At 67.3% G+C, this 14,839-nt stretch carries 14 protein-coding genes and 1 pseudogene; 7 read left to right on the forward strand and 8 right to left on the reverse strand.

The window, feature by feature from the left end:
• Window positions 1–3: 3 nt before the first annotated feature.
• Window positions 4–888, forward strand: a complete 885-nt coding sequence (locus tag HMP09_RS12635) for a type 1 glutamine amidotransferase (RefSeq protein ID WP_176500644.1) — start codon at window positions 4–6, stop codon at window positions 886–888.
• A gap of 28 nt (window positions 889–916) precedes the next feature.
• Window positions 917–1,222, forward strand: coding sequence for a hypothetical protein (locus HMP09_RS12640; RefSeq protein ID WP_176500645.1), 306 nt, complete (start codon window positions 917–919; stop codon window positions 1,220–1,222).
• A gap of 46 nt (window positions 1,223–1,268) precedes the next feature.
• Here the strand turns inward: HMP09_RS12640 and HMP09_RS12645 are convergent, their stop codons facing one another.
• The 3 genes from HMP09_RS12645 to HMP09_RS12655 form a co-directional block, all read right to left on the reverse strand.
• Complete coding sequence (locus HMP09_RS12645; RefSeq protein WP_176500646.1) at window positions 1,269–1,619, reverse strand: response regulator; 351 nt, start codon at window positions 1,617–1,619, stop codon at window positions 1,269–1,271.
• A gap of 90 nt (window positions 1,620–1,709) precedes the next feature.
• Complete coding sequence (locus HMP09_RS12650) at window positions 1,710–2,054, reverse strand: hypothetical protein (protein WP_176500647.1); 345 nt, start codon at window positions 2,052–2,054, stop codon at window positions 1,710–1,712.
• Window positions 2,055–2,068: 14 nt separating this feature from the next.
• Entirely contained in the window at window positions 2,069–3,490 is a 1,422-nt protein-coding gene (locus HMP09_RS12655; RefSeq protein WP_232090247.1) for a PAS domain S-box protein, read from the reverse strand.
• A 256-nt stretch (window positions 3,491–3,746) separates the two neighbouring features.
• Between HMP09_RS12655 and HMP09_RS12660 the strand changes: the two genes are divergently transcribed.
• The gene (locus HMP09_RS12660; RefSeq protein ID WP_232090249.1) at window positions 3,747–4,121 is read left to right on the forward strand and encodes a hypothetical protein; all 375 of its coding nucleotides are present in this window, start codon (window positions 3,747–3,749) and stop codon (window positions 4,119–4,121) included.
• A gap of 4 nt (window positions 4,122–4,125) precedes the next feature.
• Here the strand turns inward: HMP09_RS12660 and HMP09_RS12665 are convergent, their stop codons facing one another.
• The 4 genes and pseudogenes from HMP09_RS12665 to HMP09_RS12675 form a co-directional block, all read right to left on the reverse strand.
• On the reverse strand, window positions 4,126–5,790 hold the full coding sequence (locus HMP09_RS12665) for a putative bifunctional diguanylate cyclase/phosphodiesterase (RefSeq protein ID WP_176500648.1): 1,665 nt from the start codon (window positions 5,788–5,790) through the stop codon (window positions 4,126–4,128).
• A 481-nt stretch (window positions 5,791–6,271) separates the two neighbouring features.
• Window positions 6,272–6,556 (reverse strand): annotated as a pseudogene (locus tag HMP09_RS18590) (MHYT domain-containing protein); the annotation flags it as partial.
• A gap of 90 nt (window positions 6,557–6,646) precedes the next feature.
• On the reverse strand, window positions 6,647–8,041 hold the full coding sequence (locus HMP09_RS12670) for a sensor histidine kinase (protein WP_176500649.1): 1,395 nt from the start codon (window positions 8,039–8,041) through the stop codon (window positions 6,647–6,649).
• On the reverse strand, window positions 8,031–8,696 hold the full coding sequence (locus HMP09_RS12675; protein ID WP_176500650.1) for a response regulator transcription factor: 666 nt from the start codon (window positions 8,694–8,696) through the stop codon (window positions 8,031–8,033). Before HMP09_RS12675 ends, HMP09_RS12670 begins: the two co-directional genes overlap by 11 nt.
• A 91-nt stretch (window positions 8,697–8,787) precedes the next feature.
• On the opposite strand from HMP09_RS12675, the gene HMP09_RS12680 reads away from it, so the two are divergent.
• The 4 genes from HMP09_RS12680 (at window position 8,788) to HMP09_RS12695 (ending at window position 13,519) form a co-directional block, all read left to right on the forward strand.
• Window positions 8,788–9,870, forward strand: a complete 1,083-nt coding sequence (locus tag HMP09_RS12680; protein ID WP_176500651.1) for an ABC transporter substrate-binding protein — start codon at window positions 8,788–8,790, stop codon at window positions 9,868–9,870.
• On the forward strand, window positions 9,867–11,348 hold the full coding sequence (locus HMP09_RS12685) for an OprO/OprP family phosphate-selective porin (protein ID WP_176500652.1): 1,482 nt from the start codon (window positions 9,867–9,869) through the stop codon (window positions 11,346–11,348). Before HMP09_RS12680 ends, HMP09_RS12685 begins: the two co-directional genes overlap by 4 nt.
• A 169-nt stretch (window positions 11,349–11,517) precedes the next feature.
• The gene (locus tag HMP09_RS12690; RefSeq protein ID WP_176500653.1) at window positions 11,518–12,819 is read left to right on the forward strand and encodes a CitMHS family transporter; all 1,302 of its coding nucleotides are present in this window, start codon (window positions 11,518–11,520) and stop codon (window positions 12,817–12,819) included.
• Between the two features lie 40 nt (window positions 12,820–12,859).
• Complete coding sequence (locus HMP09_RS12695; protein WP_176500654.1) at window positions 12,860–13,519, forward strand: alpha/beta fold hydrolase; 660 nt, start codon at window positions 12,860–12,862, stop codon at window positions 13,517–13,519.
• Between the two features lie 96 nt (window positions 13,520–13,615).
• On the opposite strand, the gene HMP09_RS12700 is transcribed toward HMP09_RS12695, so the two are convergent.
• Window positions 13,616–14,830 carry a UbiH/UbiF/VisC/COQ6 family ubiquinone biosynthesis hydroxylase gene (locus tag HMP09_RS12700; RefSeq protein ID WP_176500655.1) on the reverse strand — a complete coding sequence of 405 codons (1,215 nt, stop codon included), beginning with the start codon at window positions 14,828–14,830 and terminating at the stop codon, window positions 13,616–13,618.
• Between the last annotated feature and the right edge of the window lie 9 nt (window positions 14,831–14,839).

A 14,839-nucleotide genomic window follows, 5' to 3' on the forward strand; every position in this document is an offset into this window, starting at 1 on the left:
GGTTTGCCGCATTTTCTGGTTGCCGAAAGCGAGACCGCGGACGAGCGCGAGGCGCGTCGTCGCCACGCCGGCAAAAGCTCGGGCGAAACCTACGCGTCGACGCTTCGGCAGCTCCGTCCCGATGCGGAGATCACGATCGTCGCGCCCGCCGACGACGATGCAGAGGTATACGGAACCGACGCGCTGGGCCTGTTCGACGCGGTATTCGTCACCGGATCGCCGCTCCACGTCTATGACGACAGTCCGGAGGTCCGACGCCAGCTGACCTTCATGCGATCGGTATTCGCGTCGGGCACGCCGTCGTTCGGATCCTGCGCCGGGCTGCAGCTCGCGGTCGCCGCGGCGGGCGGGAAGGTCCGCAAGATGCCGCAGCAAATGGAGGCCGGGATCGCCCGCCGCATCACACCGACCGACGCGGGCCGCGATCACCCGTTGCTCGCCGGCCGCGCGGCGAGCTGGGATGCGCCTGCGATCCACGGCGACGAGGTCGAGACGCTCCCGGCCGATGCGACGCTGCTCGCGAGCAACGCCGTCACGACGATCCAGGCCGCTGAGATCCGCCATGACGGCGGGGTTTTCTGGGGCGTACAATATCACCCCGAACTCGCGCTCGGCGAGATCGCGGTAGCCCTTCGTCGCCAGGCGGAGGATATCGTCGAAGCGGGCCTCGCGGAGACGACCGACGAAGTCGAGCGCCGCGCCGCACAGCTCGATGCGCTGCACGACGATCCCGGTCGCCGATCGCTGCTATGGGCGCTTGGCGTCGACCGCGAGTTCGCCGACGAGCCACGCCGTCGCACCGAACTCGGTAATTTCCTCGATCACCTTGCCGACATAGATGCCAGCGAGCGTGCGCACGCCGCATCGGCCGATCTGTGTTCTGCCTGACCCTTTGACCCGCAACAAGGAGCGACCAATGTCCACCACTCTCAAAGCAAAGTTCGATACCCGCCGCGAAGCCGAGATGACCGTCGAGCGCCTGGTCCAGGAGCAGGGCATCGAACGGACCGATATCTTCATCACCACCGACGGCGCAGAGAACAGCGTCGGCGAGGAAAAGGCCGGTTCGGATACCGAAGGCAAGACCCCGACACCGGAGTCGCGCGACGATGCCGCGCTGGAAGGCAAGATCGTCGTGTCGGTCGATATCGCCGACGATGCCCGCGCCGCCGAAGTGAAGGCTGCGTTCAAGGAATTCGACGCCAGCGATATCCAGGGCTGATACCCCGGCGAGGTACGGCGCTAACCCCGCCGTACCTCGCCACCGTTCAGCGCGGGGCGAGTTTCCGGAACGTCTCGATCACCGCAGATTCTAAGATCGGCTTGTCGAGCACTGCGGCTGTCGGATCGCACGGTACGCATGCCTCGGGCGTGCCTGTAATGAACATGACGGGGATGTCGCCGTGCGTGGCGATGATCCGCTGCACCGCCAATGGCCCAGTCCCCTCGCGCAGCCGGACGTCCGAAACGATCATGTCCGGGATATGTGCGCCAGCCGCCACGACAGCATCGGCCTCGCAATCGGCCTGGTCATAGGACGTTGCGCCGGCCTGCTCGATCAGGCTGATGATGTGATCCGCTATCAGCCAATCGTCTTCGATCACAAGCACGTGGCACATCTGCGTTTCCCGTAAATCAGGGTTCCTCAACGCGCTGGATCGGGGTCGGGTCCAGCTTGGCCACAGTTTGTGGTAAAATAGGTTAATCGGTTAGTGAGCTTCGTCCGCGGCGTCAGTCGCCGTAGCAAACCAGTCGGCATACGGCGTGGTGCGCGCCATGTGACGGTTGAGATCGGGCGCTCCGTCCGTCCACCACACCGGCCCGCGCTCGCCGAGACCGTGCTTCGCCGTATCGACCGCAGACCGAGCGGCCACCTCTGCAGCACTGTCGCCGGCGCGCTTCGCCGCGGCCACCCCTCGCCGACCGTCCATCAACGCCGCGACCAGTCGAACGCGTTCGTCTTCGGCCAAGCCGGGGTTCGCGGTACGCCAAAGCCGTCCGCGCACCACGATATACCGTCCGTCGGGAGTCGTCAGCGCAGGCGGTTTCGGCATCGAAGCGAATGCGCCTAGAGCGGCGCGTCGATCGTGAAGACGACACCGGTATCGCGATACTCGATCCGCGCGGTGCCGCGCATATGCTGCGCGAGCACGCGTTCGATCATCCGCGATCCAAAGCCGGTGCGGGTCGGCGCGGTGACCACCGGCCCGCCGGTCTCCTTCCACAAGAAGGCCAGCCTGCGCCCGCCTTCGCCGATGCCGATACTCCAGGCGATCGTGACATGTCCGCCCGCGACATGGAGCGCGCCGTATTTGGCAGCATTGGTCGCCAGTTCGTGCAGCGCCATCGACAAGGCCAGCGTCACGCGCGGCTCGAGCCGGACATCCGGCCCCTCGACCGAGAACAGGCGACCATCGCCATCATCGAACGGCGCCATCACACCCGTCACGATATCGGCGATCGTCGCACCCTCGACCTCGTCGCGCAGCAACAGGTCGTGCGCGACCGCCAGCGATCCGATCCGCGCACCGATCGTGTCGCGTGCCTCGGACATCGACGCGGCATCGCGCAACGTCTGGTTGACGATCGCGCTGACCGTCGCAAGCGTGTTCTTCACCCGGTGCGTCAGTTCGCCTGCCAGCAATGCGCGGTGTTCCTCGGTACGCTTGCGCTCCGTGATGTCGGTCGAGAACCCGGTCATAGACAACGCCGTGCCGTCTGCGCGCGTCAGCAATTCGCCACGGATACCGACCCAGCGGACATCGCCCGACGGCGTCACGATGCGGTATTCGATGTCGTAGTCGGATCCCGTCGCCACGGTGTCCACAATCGCCGCGACGACGCGCGCGCGATCCTCCGCATGGATCGTTTCGAGGAATTCGGGATAGCCGAACGCAGCATCCGGATCATAGCCGAACACGATCTTGCAGCCCGCCGACGCGTCGAGGTGCTGGCTGGCGGGGTCGAAGGTCCAGGCGCCAAGCCGCCCCGCCTTCAACGCGAATTGCAGCCGTGCGGCGCTGTCGGCGAGCCTCGCCTGCGTCTCCGCGGCGGACGCCTCGAGCTGGCGCTGCTCGGCTTCCAGCAACGTCAGCGTTTCGCGTTCGAGCGTCACGTCGTGCTGGGACGCGACATAATAGCGCAGGTGCCGGCTGCGATCGAATACCGGCGCGACCAGCAGCCGGTTCCAGAACGGCGTACCGTCCTTGCGGTGGTTGAGCAGGTCGATCTCGATACGCTCGGCCCGCCCGATCGCATCGCGCAGCCGCGACACGTCCCCGGCATAGGTCTCGGGTCCCTGCAGGAACCGACAATTCCGTCCGACCACCTCGTCGCCGGCATAACCCGTCAACCGCTCGAATGCGGCATTCACGTGAATGATCGGGTTGTCGGGAAGCGTCGGATCGCTGATCGCCATCGGCAGGGTTGCCTCGTGGAAGCCGACGACGAAAGGATCGGTCGGATCGAGCGAACAGCCGAATGCCGCCATGGTCAGCGTATGATCGGCATCGTGGTCCGGCAAGGACGTCTGGTTCTTACTCTGTTCCAAGCGACCATTTGCTATCGAAAATCTTACACCTCCACAATAGCATACAGTCGGTGCGGGCGTTCCATTTCGGCCACCGGACGGCATCGCCGAACCACGGGCGACCGTCCTCGCGGGACGGCGCGCACACAACCGCCGTTCAGGTTGAAGCGGGTAGCGCACGCCCTCCAACGCTAGGTGCTTTGGCAGGAGAATAATCGTGAAGTCAGTCATGGTCGCCGTCATGATCGCAAGCGTGGCCGGTGCCGCCGCGCATGCGCAGACGCCGCAACAGGATTATCCGAGCTGCAACCGAACCGACCAGCACGCGGTTGCCGGCCAACGGGGCGGATCGATCACAGATGCGCGCCAGGCGCATATCTCGGTACGCGCGAACATCCTCCAGGCCGATATCGGCACCGCGCGCAAAGCTCGCCGGATCACCGAAAGACAGAGCGCGCAACTCTGGCAGCGCGTCGACAAGATCCGCCGCGCCACCGACCGCTTCGTCGCCAAACAGGGGTTCCTGAGCGCCGCCGAGCGCGCCAGCTACGATCGCGAACTCGACGCGATCGCGCTGCAGATCTGTCGGTAAGCCGTCAGGCGGCGATCCGCGCGACCGCCGCCGGCTCGCCGCCGATCGGGTTCGAGATCGCAGCCGGCGCCACCGGCACGAGGGTTTGGACGGCATCGGTGAACGGCACGATCGGTCGCCCGACCAGATAGCCCTGCACCGCGTCGCACCCGATCGCGCGCAGCAATTCGAGCTGTTCGCGCGTCTCGACACCCTCCGCATGCGTCAGCACGCCGAGTTCCTGGCCGATCGCGACGGTCGCACGCAACACCGCCATGCACCGCGGGTCTGACCCGGCTTCGATCACGAAACTCCGGTCGATCTTGATCCGGTCGAACTGGAAATCGCGAAGATGCGCGAGCGACGACTGGCCGGTGCCGAAATCGTCCAGCGCGACCTTGATCCCGGTCCTGCGGATCCGCGCCAGCATCGCCGCCGTGCGCGTGGCATCGTCGATCAGCGCGGTCTCGGTGATCTCGACCTCGACTCGCTCCGCCGCGACGCCGTAGACCAGGATCGCCTGCGTCAGATGATGCAGCAGCGCGTCCGACTTCAGCTGTCCCGCCGACACGTTGATCGCGACGTGGAGATGCGGCGACCAGCCTGCCAACTGGCGGCACGCTTCCATGATCACCCACCGGCCGATTTCTTCGATCAGGCCGCAGTCCTCGGCGATCGGGATGAAGGTATCGGGCGAGATCCAGCCGCGCGTCGGGTGGTTCCAGCGGATCAGCGCCTCATATCCCGTCGTGATCCCCGACGACAGCGCCACCACCGGCTGGAACGCGAGCGAGAAGCCGCCATTCTGCACTGCTTCGTACAGGTCGTCGGTGATGTGCTGTCGTTCGGCGAGGCGTTCGGCGAGGCCCGAGACATAGGGTTGCGCGCGCCTGCGCCCGCGCCGCTTCGCCTCGTACAGCGCCATGTCGGCGCGCTTCATCAGTTCGTCGGGGGTCAGGTCGTTGGCGAATCCGGCGATGCCGATGCTGCATCCGGGCAGCAGCCGGCGTTCGTCGATGATCACCGGCGCGCTCAGCCGGATGACGATCGTGTCGGCCAGCGCGGTCGCCGCCTCGCCGAGCTGCGTGGCGATGATCGCGATCTCGTCGCCGCCCATCCGCGCGACGAAGCTGTCGTCGGGCAACAGGCTCGTGAGTTCGGCCGCGACATGGATCAGCAACGTATCGCCGACCGCATGCCCGTACGCATCGTTGATCCGCTTGAAATCGTCGAGGTCGATCAGCAGCAGCGAGAACGGCTTGCCCAGACCGATCCGCGCCTCTTTCTCCTCGCGCAGCGCGCGGCGATTGCGCAGCCCCGTCAGCGGGTCGTGATAGGCGAGATGCGTGAGGTTGTGGAGCGCGCGGCGTTCGGCGCTGACGTCGTTGAACGTCAGCACGATGCCTTGCCGCGGGATCGATCGGCACTGCATCTGATAGGTACGGCCATCCTCCATCTCGCACTCGCGGTCGAAATCGTCATCGCGCTCGACCCATTGCTTCATGGCGCCTCCGACCAACGCGCGCTTTTCCGCCGTCCAGCCGCGGCACGCCGCGATGATGTCGAGGAACGCGTCGATCGTCAGCCCGGAAGCGATCGCGTCGAACGGCGTGTTGAACAGGTCCAGGAAGCGCCGGTTGAAATGGCGCAGGCGACCTTCGCGGTCGATGAACACGAGCCCGTCGGACATGCTTTCCATCACCGACTTCAGCGTCTGCGCCTCTTCCGCGCGCCTCTTCCGCGCGCGTCGTCTTGAAGCGCGCGAAGGTCAGCAGGCTGCCGAGGCACGTGACCGAGACCGCAAAGGTCATGCAGGCCGCGACCAGCCCTGGCGACAACACGCTGCCCGGCACGTCGTCGATGCTGCCGAGGACAAGGTCGCCCGACAGCGACAGGAAATGCGTCACGCAGATCGCCAGCGCGAACAGCAGGCAACCGATCGGACGCGAGCGCGACCAGCGGCGGTTGATCTGCCAGGACGACAGCAGCAGCGTCCCCATGACCAGCCCGGCGACATTGGTGGGCCAGGAAAAGACGTGGATGCAGTCCATCATGCCGGTGATGCCCACGGCGTGCATGCACCAGATACCGGCGCCCGCCGCCGCTGCCGCGGCGATCCGCCCCCCGTGTGCGGGCAACCGCGTGATCGCGACGATCGGCACGCCGACGGTCAGGATCCCGACCAGCGCCGACACCGTCGTCACGAACGGATCGTATCGCAGCAGCAGGTCGGGCCGGTACGCGAGGATGGCGATGAAGTGCGTCGCCCAGACACCCAGCCCGGCGGCCAGCGCAAGCGCACCGTGCCGCCAGCCGAACGGCTCGCGCTGCGAGGTGTTGGCCATGTCGATCGTGAGCAGCGACACCGACCAGCTTGCGGTCAGGCAAATTCCGACCGCCACGACGACGAGATAGCCCGAATGCTGGAAATGGAGATTGAAGAGAGTGGGTAGCATGGTCGCTCGGTCGTTTTTTTTCCGCGTGACATGAACACCTTAAAAAAATCGAACGCGTGGCAGTCGACCGTCTGGTGAAGTTGATACAGGTTACTCTAGCGCGTGAAAAAACCGCAGGATGACGGTCGTGCCGCTGGGCGCGTCGCCGAACGCGACGGTCGCGTTGAGGCGTGCGGCCGCCGACCGCACGATCGCCAGACCGAGGCCGCTTCCCTCCGAACTGCCGGGAGCGCCGAGGCGGACGAACCGGTCGAACGCCATGTCCCGCTGCTCGATCGGTATCCCCGGGCCATCGTCGACGACCGCGATCGACGTTTGCGATGGCGTCGTCTGGAGCCTGACCGACACCGTGCCACCGCGCCGGTTATAGCGAATGCCGTTGTCGATCAGGTTCGACACGATCTCGAAGATCAGCGTGCGGTGACCGGGAACGACGTGGCCGACCTCCGGGTCGCCCTCGATCGTCAGGTCGATGCCGGCGTCGATCGCGCGGTTGATCTGTCGCGTGATGACCGCCGCCGCCACTTCGCGCAGGTCGACCGCCTCCAGCGGCGCGGACACGCCCGCCTCCTCGGCGCGCGCCAACGCCAGCAACTGCGTCACCAGGCGTTCGAGACGTGTCACCGCGTCGGCGATCTCGTCGAGCGCGATGCTGCGTTCCGATCCCGAACCGCGGCGGGCGAGCGCAACCTGGACCTTCAGTACAGACAAGGGCGTGCGCATCTGGTGCGAGGCGTCGGCAGTGAAGCGGCGGACGCCGACGGTGGCCGTGTCGAGCTGCGCGAGCAGCCGGTCGAACGCGCCGGCGAGCGGGCGGAGTTCGCTGGGGAGCGGGCCGGTGTCGAGCGGGGAAAAATCCGGTCGCGCGCGGCCGTCTCGCGCCTCGACCGCGCCGCGCAGGCGAGCGAGCGGACGCAGACTCCAGCCCAGCGCAGGCCTGAGCAACAGCGCGGCGGCACCCACCAGCACGCATTCGCCGATCAGCAACGCGAGCATCAGCCGGCGGGTAAGCGCGCCGCGATTGTCGAGCGTCTCGGCGATCTGGACGATGACGGGCTTGTCGATGCGGGGAAGCGAGCGGCGGACTTCGGCGATGCGGATTGGCTGGCCACGGTAGCGCCCGAAACGGTACCGCGGCACATCGATGTCGAGCGTCGTTGGGTCGGCCGCGGGCAAGTCCGCATAGCCGGTGAGCAGGTCCGACCCGACGGCGACCCGGTAATAGACGTTGTCGCGCTCGGTGTTCTCCAGCATCCCGAACGCGGCGGAGGGCAGATCGAGCGTCACCTCGCCACGTTCGACCTGCACCGTCTCGGCGATCGCGCCGAGCGCGCCGCCGAGCACGCGGTCGTCGGTGCGGCGGACGACGTCGGCGATCAGCGTCGCACCGACCACGCCGATCAGGATCGCCGCCGCCAGCAACGGCCCGAGCACCGCGACCAGCAGGCGGGTGCGCAGCGCTGGCGTCCGCGGCTCAGCCGGCATCGAGCATATAGCCGACGCCGCGGACGGTGCGGATGCCGGGGCCGTCGGGCGCGAGCTTCGTCCGGAGGCGAGTGACATGGACCTCGATCGCGTTGCCGCCGACCGGTTCGTCGAAACCGAACACCTCGCCGATCAGCAATTCGCGCGGCACCACGCGGCCCGCACGCGTCGCCAGCGCCTCCAGCACCGCGCGCTCGCGACGGCGCAGGTCGAGCGCGCGGCCGGCGATGTCGGCGTCGCCGGTCGAGCGGTTGATCGTGAGCGTACCGACGCTGAGCACCGGGAGCGGATCGCCGCCGCGGCGCCGGCCGAGCGCACGCACGCGCGCCTCCAGTTCCTCGGGCTCGAACGGCTTTCGCAGGTAATCGTCGGCCCCGAGATCGAGCCCGCGCACCCTATCGTCGAGCGCGTCGCGCGCGGTGAGCATCAGGACGGGAACGCGCTCGCCGCGCCGTCGCAGCGTCTCCAGCACGGTGAACCCGTCGATCCCGGGAAGCCCGACGTCGAGGATCACCAGCGCGTACGGCTCTCCCGCGACCACCGACAACGCGTCCTCGCCCGTCGCGACGTGATCGACCGCGTTGCCGCCCGCGCGCAGCAGCGCGGCGATGCTGCGCGCGAGCGCCGCGTCGTCCTCGATCAGCAGGATGCGCATGAAAAACCATGAAAGGTTGGTGACAGGTTCGCTTCGTACTCCACCGCTGCAGTCTATCCGAACACAGAGACGGAAGGCGAGGAGAGTGATGATGGCCCGAATTTTTCTGAAGATCGCACTGCTGGCTACGAGTGTCACCGCGACCGCCGTCGTGGCGCAGCGCCCTGCCGGCTATCCGCGATCCTACGACCAGCTGATCTCCGATGCGCGCGCCGAGCGGCAGGTACGGATCTACGGCAATGCCGATCGCGCCGAGTTGCTGCCGGTAGTCGCTGCGTTCCGGAAGCGCTATCCGGGGATCACCGTCCTGTACGCCGACCTCGGCTCGACCGAGATGTATCGCCGCTTCGTCACCGAGACCCGCGCCAAGCGGCTGTCCGCGGACCTCGTCTGGTCGTCGGCGATGGATTTGCAGGTCAAGCTGATCAACGACGGCTTCGCGCAAGGCTATGCGAGCCCCGAAAAGCCCGCGCTGCCGCCGGTATCGGTGTGGAAGAACATGGGCTTCGGCGTCACCGCGGAGCCGATCGGGATCGTCTACAACACGCGGCTGATCCCCGCCGCGCGCGTACCCCGGACGCATGCCGCGCTTGAGGCTATGCTGCGGCAGAACGCGCGCGCCTTCGCGGGCAAGGTGACGACGTTCGACCCCGCGCGATCGAACACCGGCTATCTGTATCTGACGCAGGACATGGCGACGACGCGCGACACGCGGTCGCTGCTGGAGGCGATCGCCGCCACGAAGCCCGTCCTCTCGCTGACCACCGAGCCGATGCTGCGCGGTGTCGCCGAGGGGCGGCAGGCGATCGCGTACAACGTCATCGGCTCCTACGCGCTCGAACGCGCCCGCACCGACCGCCGCATCGGCGTGGTCTTTCCGCAGGACTATACGCTGGTCACGTCGCGGATCGCGTTCATCGCGCGCGAGGCCGCGCACCCGGCGGCGGCGAAACTCTTCCTCGATTTCCTGCTGTCGCGCGAGGGGCAGTCGCTGCTCGCCAAGCGCAGCCTGTGGCCGGTCCGCACCGATGTTGCGGCTCGCCGTCTTCCCACCGCGCAGGCCCGACCGATCCGCGTCGGCCCGCAACTTCTCGTCAACCTCGACCGCGTCAAGCGCCAGCGTTTCCTGCGCGACTGGACCGCGATTCTCGCCACCGGAGCCCAAGCCCAATGACTCTCTTCCGTACCGGGTGCGCCGCACTCGCCTTGATTGCAGCAACCCCGGCGCTGGCGCAGACTCCGAGCGATGCCGACCTTGCCGCGCTGGTCCGCGCGCAGGCGGCCGAGATCGCGGCATTGAAATCGCGGCTCGACCGGCTGGAGAATGTCGCCGCCGTTGCGCAGGCGTCCGTGCCGGTCGCGCCCGTGCAGGCTGCACCGCAGGCCGTCGCGCAAAACAACGAGCCACGCCGGACCGTGCCGTTCGCGCCGCAGCTTGCCCCGCCGGGGCCAGCCGATCGCAGCGTCGCTCAGGCTCTAGCCGCGCGCGACAATCCTTCAGGCGTGACGACCGAATGGGGCGCCGGCCTGCCCGTCTTCCACTCGGCGGACGGCGTGTACACGTTCAAGCCGCGCGGCCGCATCCTGACCGATGTGAGTTCCAGTTTCGGCTCCAAATATGACGGCCGCAACATCACGACGACGGGCATGCGCGCACTGCGCCTCGGCCTCGAAGGCGGCGTCGGCACGCATTTCTTCTACCAGTTCGAGAGCGACTTCTCGGAGAACGAGGTCGACGTCGTCACGGCGTTCGTCGGCTGGCGCAACAAGATCAGGCCGGGCCTCGATTACGACGTCCGCGCCGGCCACCTGTTCAACGACCGCAGCTTCGAAGGGTCGACCGGCTCGGATTCGACGCCGTTCATGGAACGCACGACGGTCGCGACCGCGATCATCCCGCAGCGCGGTTTCTACGGCATCGGCGTGATGCCGCGCGTGTTCTGGAAGACCGGCCATGCCTCGGTCACCGTCACCGGTGACCGGATCGACGGCACGCAGACCGTCGGCGATAGCCGCACCGTGCTGGGCCGCGCGCACTGGAACCCGATCAAGTCCGACACCGGCGTGCTCCACATCGGCGCCTGGGGCTTCGACGAGTCGCTGTCGTCGGTTGCCGGCACGCTGACGCGCAACACGGTGATCGGCGGCCGCTTCAACGGCGCGCTGCGTGTGTCGACCGGGCCGCTGATCGGCGGCACGGGGACGACCGGCTACGGGTTCGAGCTCGGCGGATACCGCGGGCCATTGTGGGTGATGGGCGAAGCCGGCCGCCGCAACGCGCGGCTCGACGGCGGGCGTGCCGATTTCGTCAGCAAGGCATGGAGCGTCTCGGGCGGTCTGTTCCTGACCGGCGACCTGCCGCCGTACAATCCGCGGCTCGGCAGCTTCGGCCAGCCCAAGGTGTTGAAGCCGACATTCGACGGCGGGGTCGGCGCGATCGAACTCACCGCGCGCTACGAAAGCCTCGATTTCGACAATCTGCTGACCGGCGGCGACGGCTGGGCGGCGACCGTCGGCGTCAACTGGTACCTCAATTCCTTCACCCGCTTCCAGGTGAACGCGATCCAGTGGAACACCGACAACCGCGCCGGCGACTATGTCGGCAACGACAGCGGCCAGACGCTCAGCGCCCGCGTCGGGGTGACGTTCTGATGCGGAGCGGCGTCTTCGGCATCTTCCGTTCCGTTATCCTGACGAAAGTCAGGATCCAGGGTTACGGCGTGCTGCCCTGCTTGGCTCTGGATCCTGACTTTCGTCGGGATGACGGGGTTCTTGCTTCCGCCCCCACCCCCTTTTTCACGCCCTTTCCTAGGACGATGCGATGAACCTTGCCCTGCTCGGCTTCCTGATGGTGGCCACGTTCATGACGTTGATCATGACCAAGAAGATGACGCCGCTGGTCGCGCTCATCGTGATCCCGTCGATCTTCGGCGTGTTCGCGGGTGAGGCCGCGGGTCTCGGCCCGATGATGATCGACGGTATCAAGAACCTCGCGCCGACCGGCGTGATGCTGCTGTTCGCGATCCTGTTCTTCTCGACGATGACCGACACCGGCCTGTTCGATCCGCTGGTCGGGCGGCTGATCCGGATGGTCCACGGCGATCCGATGCGCATCCTGATCGGGACGGTCGTGCTGTGCACGCTCGTCAGTCTCGATGGCGACGGGTCGACGACCTATATCATCACGATCGCCGCGCTGTTGCCGCTGTACAAGCGCTTCAACATGAACCGGCTGTACCTCGTCTGCCTGTTGATGACGACGAGCGGGATCATGAACCTGACGCCGTGGGGCGGGCCGACCGCGCGTGCCGCGAGCGCGCTGAAGATCGATCCGGCGACGCTGTTCCTGCCGCTGATCCCCGGCATGATCGCCGGCCTCGCCTTCCTGATCGGTCTCGCCGTGTATTTCGGCCGCAAGGAACGCGCGCGGATGGGTGATGCGGGAATCACCGCGGACACCGAGTTCACCGGCATGGCGGTCTCGCAATATCCCGAGGCACGCCGTCCCAAGCTGATCTGGTTCAACGCCGCGCTCGTCGTCACGCTGCTGACCTTGCTCGTCTGGGGCATCCTGCCCTTGTCGATGCTGATGATGCTGGCGTTCGCGATCGCGATGATCGTCAACTATCCCGGCGTCGCCGACCAGAAGGAGCGCATCTCCGCGCATGCCGGCAACGTGCTGGCGGTCGTCTCGCTGATCTTCGCGGCGGGTATCTTCACCGGAATCCTCGGCGGCACCGGCATGGTCGAGGCGATGAGCAAGGCAGTGGTCGGCGTGATCCCGCCCGCGCTGGGGCCGTACATGGCGCCGATCACCGCGCTGCTCAGCATGCCGTTCACCTTCTTCATCTCGAACGACGCGTTCTATTTCGGGATGCTGCCGATCCTCGCCGAGGCAGGCGCACATTACGGCGTCGCACCAGAGGCGATCGCGCGCGCGTCGCTGATGGGCCAGCCGGTCCATCTACTCAGCCCGCTGGTGCCCTCGACCTACCTGCTCGTCAGCCTGGTCGGGATCGATCTCGCCGATCACCAGCGCTTCACGCTCGTGCCGGCGATCGCCGTCTGCACGGTGATGACGCTGGTCGGCATGATCGCGCTCGCCTTCCCGTTCGTCGCCTGAGGTGAGCATCCCTGCAACCCGCCGCTACCGGAGATTTCGCATGGTCCGACCGCGTACACCGTTGATGCTGCTCCCCGCGATGGGCTGCGACGGGCAGCTCTGGGCGCGCCAGATCGTCGACCTCGCCGCCGTCGCGCAGGTCGAGTTCGGCGACCTCTCGCAGGACGATACGCTGTCCGAAATGGCCGCGCGCGTGCTCGCCGCCGCACCGCCGCGGTTCGCGGTCGCCGGCGTCAGCCTGGGCGGCTATGTGGCGATGGAAATGATCCGCCAGGCGCCCGAGCGGATCGAACGGATCGCGCTGTTCGGCACGCGCGCGTCGATGGAGGTCCGCCCGCGCACCGTCGTCGGCCAGGGCCTGCTCGCCACCGCGCCGCACGCCGACCCGCGCCTGACCGCGATCGTCGCCGGGCCTGCGCAGGCGATGGCCGAGCGCGTCGGCCAGGTCGTGTTCGAGCGCCAGCAACGCGCCTTGCTCGCCCGTCCCGACATCAGCGAGGCGATCGCCGCGATCCACGTGCCGACACTGGTAGCGGTCGGTGACCGCGACCTGATCTGCACGCCGGACGATGCGCGTGCATTGAGCGCACGGATCGAGGGGTCTCGGTTCCACATGCTGCGGTCCTGCGGTCACCTAGCGCCGATGGAACGGCCCGGCGAAGTCACCGCGCTGCTGCGTCAGTGGCTTAAGACCGGCTGAGCGCGCGACTATTCGCGATAGCCGTTTATCCTGCATGATCGGTTCCCCCGATCCGATGATAGGGCGCCCGCCACGCCTTATCCAGAAGCGTTCGGTTTAGATCACCATGCCCTGCAACAGCTTGGGCAGGTCACCGCTTTCGCCGCGTGCTTCGGCCATGAAGCGGTCCTTGAGCGGCGGGATCGCGTTGACGGCGCTGATACCGAAGCGGCGGACGGCGCTGGCGGTCTTGCCGGGAAGGCCGAACAGCCGCGTGAGCGTGTCGGTGGCCGCCGCGGTCATGAACGTGTCGAGCCCGCGCCAACGCTGGTAGCGCGCGAGCAGTGCGGCGTCGCCAAGGTCCAGGCCGAGGCGTTTGCCCTCGACCAGCACTTCGGTGAGCGTCGCGACGTCGCGGAAACCCAGGTTCAGGCCCTGTCCGGCGATCGGGTGGATACCGTGGCCGGCGTCGCCGACCAGTGCGAGCCGCGTGTCCGTGATGCGCGCGGCGTGGTGGAAGCCGAGCGGGTAGGACGAGCGCGGCGTAGCCATCGACAGCGCGCCGAGGAATCCGCCCATGCTCTTTTCCGCTTCGGCCAGGAACGCGCGGTCGCCGAGTTTCAGCATGCCGGGCGCGTTCTTCGCGTCGACCGTCCAGACGATCGCCGAGCGGTGGCCGTCGGCGTCATCGGGCAGCGGAAGCAGCGCGAACGGGCCACTCGCATAGAAGATCTCGTATGCAACGTCTTCATGCGGGCGTTCGTGGTGGAACGCGGCGATGATCGCGGTGTGCTCGTACGACCAGCGCGCGATGGTGATCCCGGCGGCCTCGCGCGTCGGCGAGTTGCGACCCTCCGCGGCGATCAGCAGCGGCGCACGGATCACGTCACCCGTATCCAGTGTGACGGTGACCCCCGATTCGGCGCGGTCGACCGATACCGCCCGCGTGAGCATACGCAGGTCGACATGCGGCGCGGCGGTGGCGGCGTCGAACAGCGTGCGGCGGAGAAGCTTGTTCTCGTACATCGTGCCGAGGGCGCCATCGTCCGCTTCGGGGACGAAATCGAGCTTGCCCGGCTCCAGCCCGTCGCTGACTCGGATCTGGCGGATCGCACAGCCCTGCCCCGCCAGCGTCGCGCCAATACCGATCGCGTCGAGCATGCGGTGGCTCGCGCTCGCGACGGCCGACGCACGGCCGTCGAAACCGGGCGCTAGCGTCACGGCAGGGTCGGCGGGGTCGATCACGATCGTCGAGATGCCGTGCACGCCGAGCGCCACGGCGAGCGTCGCGCCGACCAGCCCGCCACCGAGGATGATTACATCTGTGTCCATGACGCCGCT

This window comes from Sphingomonas sp. HMP9 (assembly GCF_013374115.1).
Classification (GTDB): domain Bacteria; phylum Pseudomonadota; class Alphaproteobacteria; order Sphingomonadales; family Sphingomonadaceae; genus Sphingomonas.

Coding starts and splice junctions, on each gene's coding strand:
- HMP09_RS12640 (WP_176500645.1), top strand. CDS start 917: ATGTCCACCACTCTCAAAGCAAAGTTCGATACCCGCCGCGAAGCCGAG.
- HMP09_RS12645 (WP_176500646.1), bottom strand. CDS start 1,619: ATGTGCCACGTGCTTGTGATCGAAGACGATTGGCTGATAGCGGATCAC.
- HMP09_RS12650 (WP_176500647.1), bottom strand. CDS start 2,054: ATGCCGAAACCGCCTGCGCTGACGACTCCCGACGGACGGTATATCGTG.
- HMP09_RS12655 (WP_232090247.1), bottom strand. CDS start 3,490: ATGGCGGCATTCGGCTGTTCGCTCGATCCGACCGATCCTTTCGTCGTC.
- HMP09_RS12665 (WP_176500648.1), bottom strand. CDS start 5,790: ATGTCCGACGGGCTCGTGTTCATCGACCGCGAAGGTCGCCTGCGCCAT.
- HMP09_RS12670 (WP_176500649.1), bottom strand. CDS start 8,041: ATGCCGGCTGAGCCGCGGACGCCAGCGCTGCGCACCCGCCTGCTGGTC.
- HMP09_RS12675 (WP_176500650.1), bottom strand. CDS start 8,696: ATGCGCATCCTGCTGATCGAGGACGACGCGGCGCTCGCGCGCAGCATC.
- HMP09_RS12680 (WP_176500651.1), top strand. CDS start 8,788: ATGGCCCGAATTTTTCTGAAGATCGCACTGCTGGCTACGAGTGTCACC.
- HMP09_RS12685 (WP_176500652.1), top strand. CDS start 9,867: ATGACTCTCTTCCGTACCGGGTGCGCCGCACTCGCCTTGATTGCAGCA.
- HMP09_RS12690 (WP_176500653.1), top strand. CDS start 11,518: ATGAACCTTGCCCTGCTCGGCTTCCTGATGGTGGCCACGTTCATGACG.
- HMP09_RS12695 (WP_176500654.1), top strand. CDS start 12,860: ATGGTCCGACCGCGTACACCGTTGATGCTGCTCCCCGCGATGGGCTGC.
- HMP09_RS12700 (WP_176500655.1), bottom strand. CDS start 14,830: ATGGACACAGATGTAATCATCCTCGGTGGCGGGCTGGTCGGCGCGACG.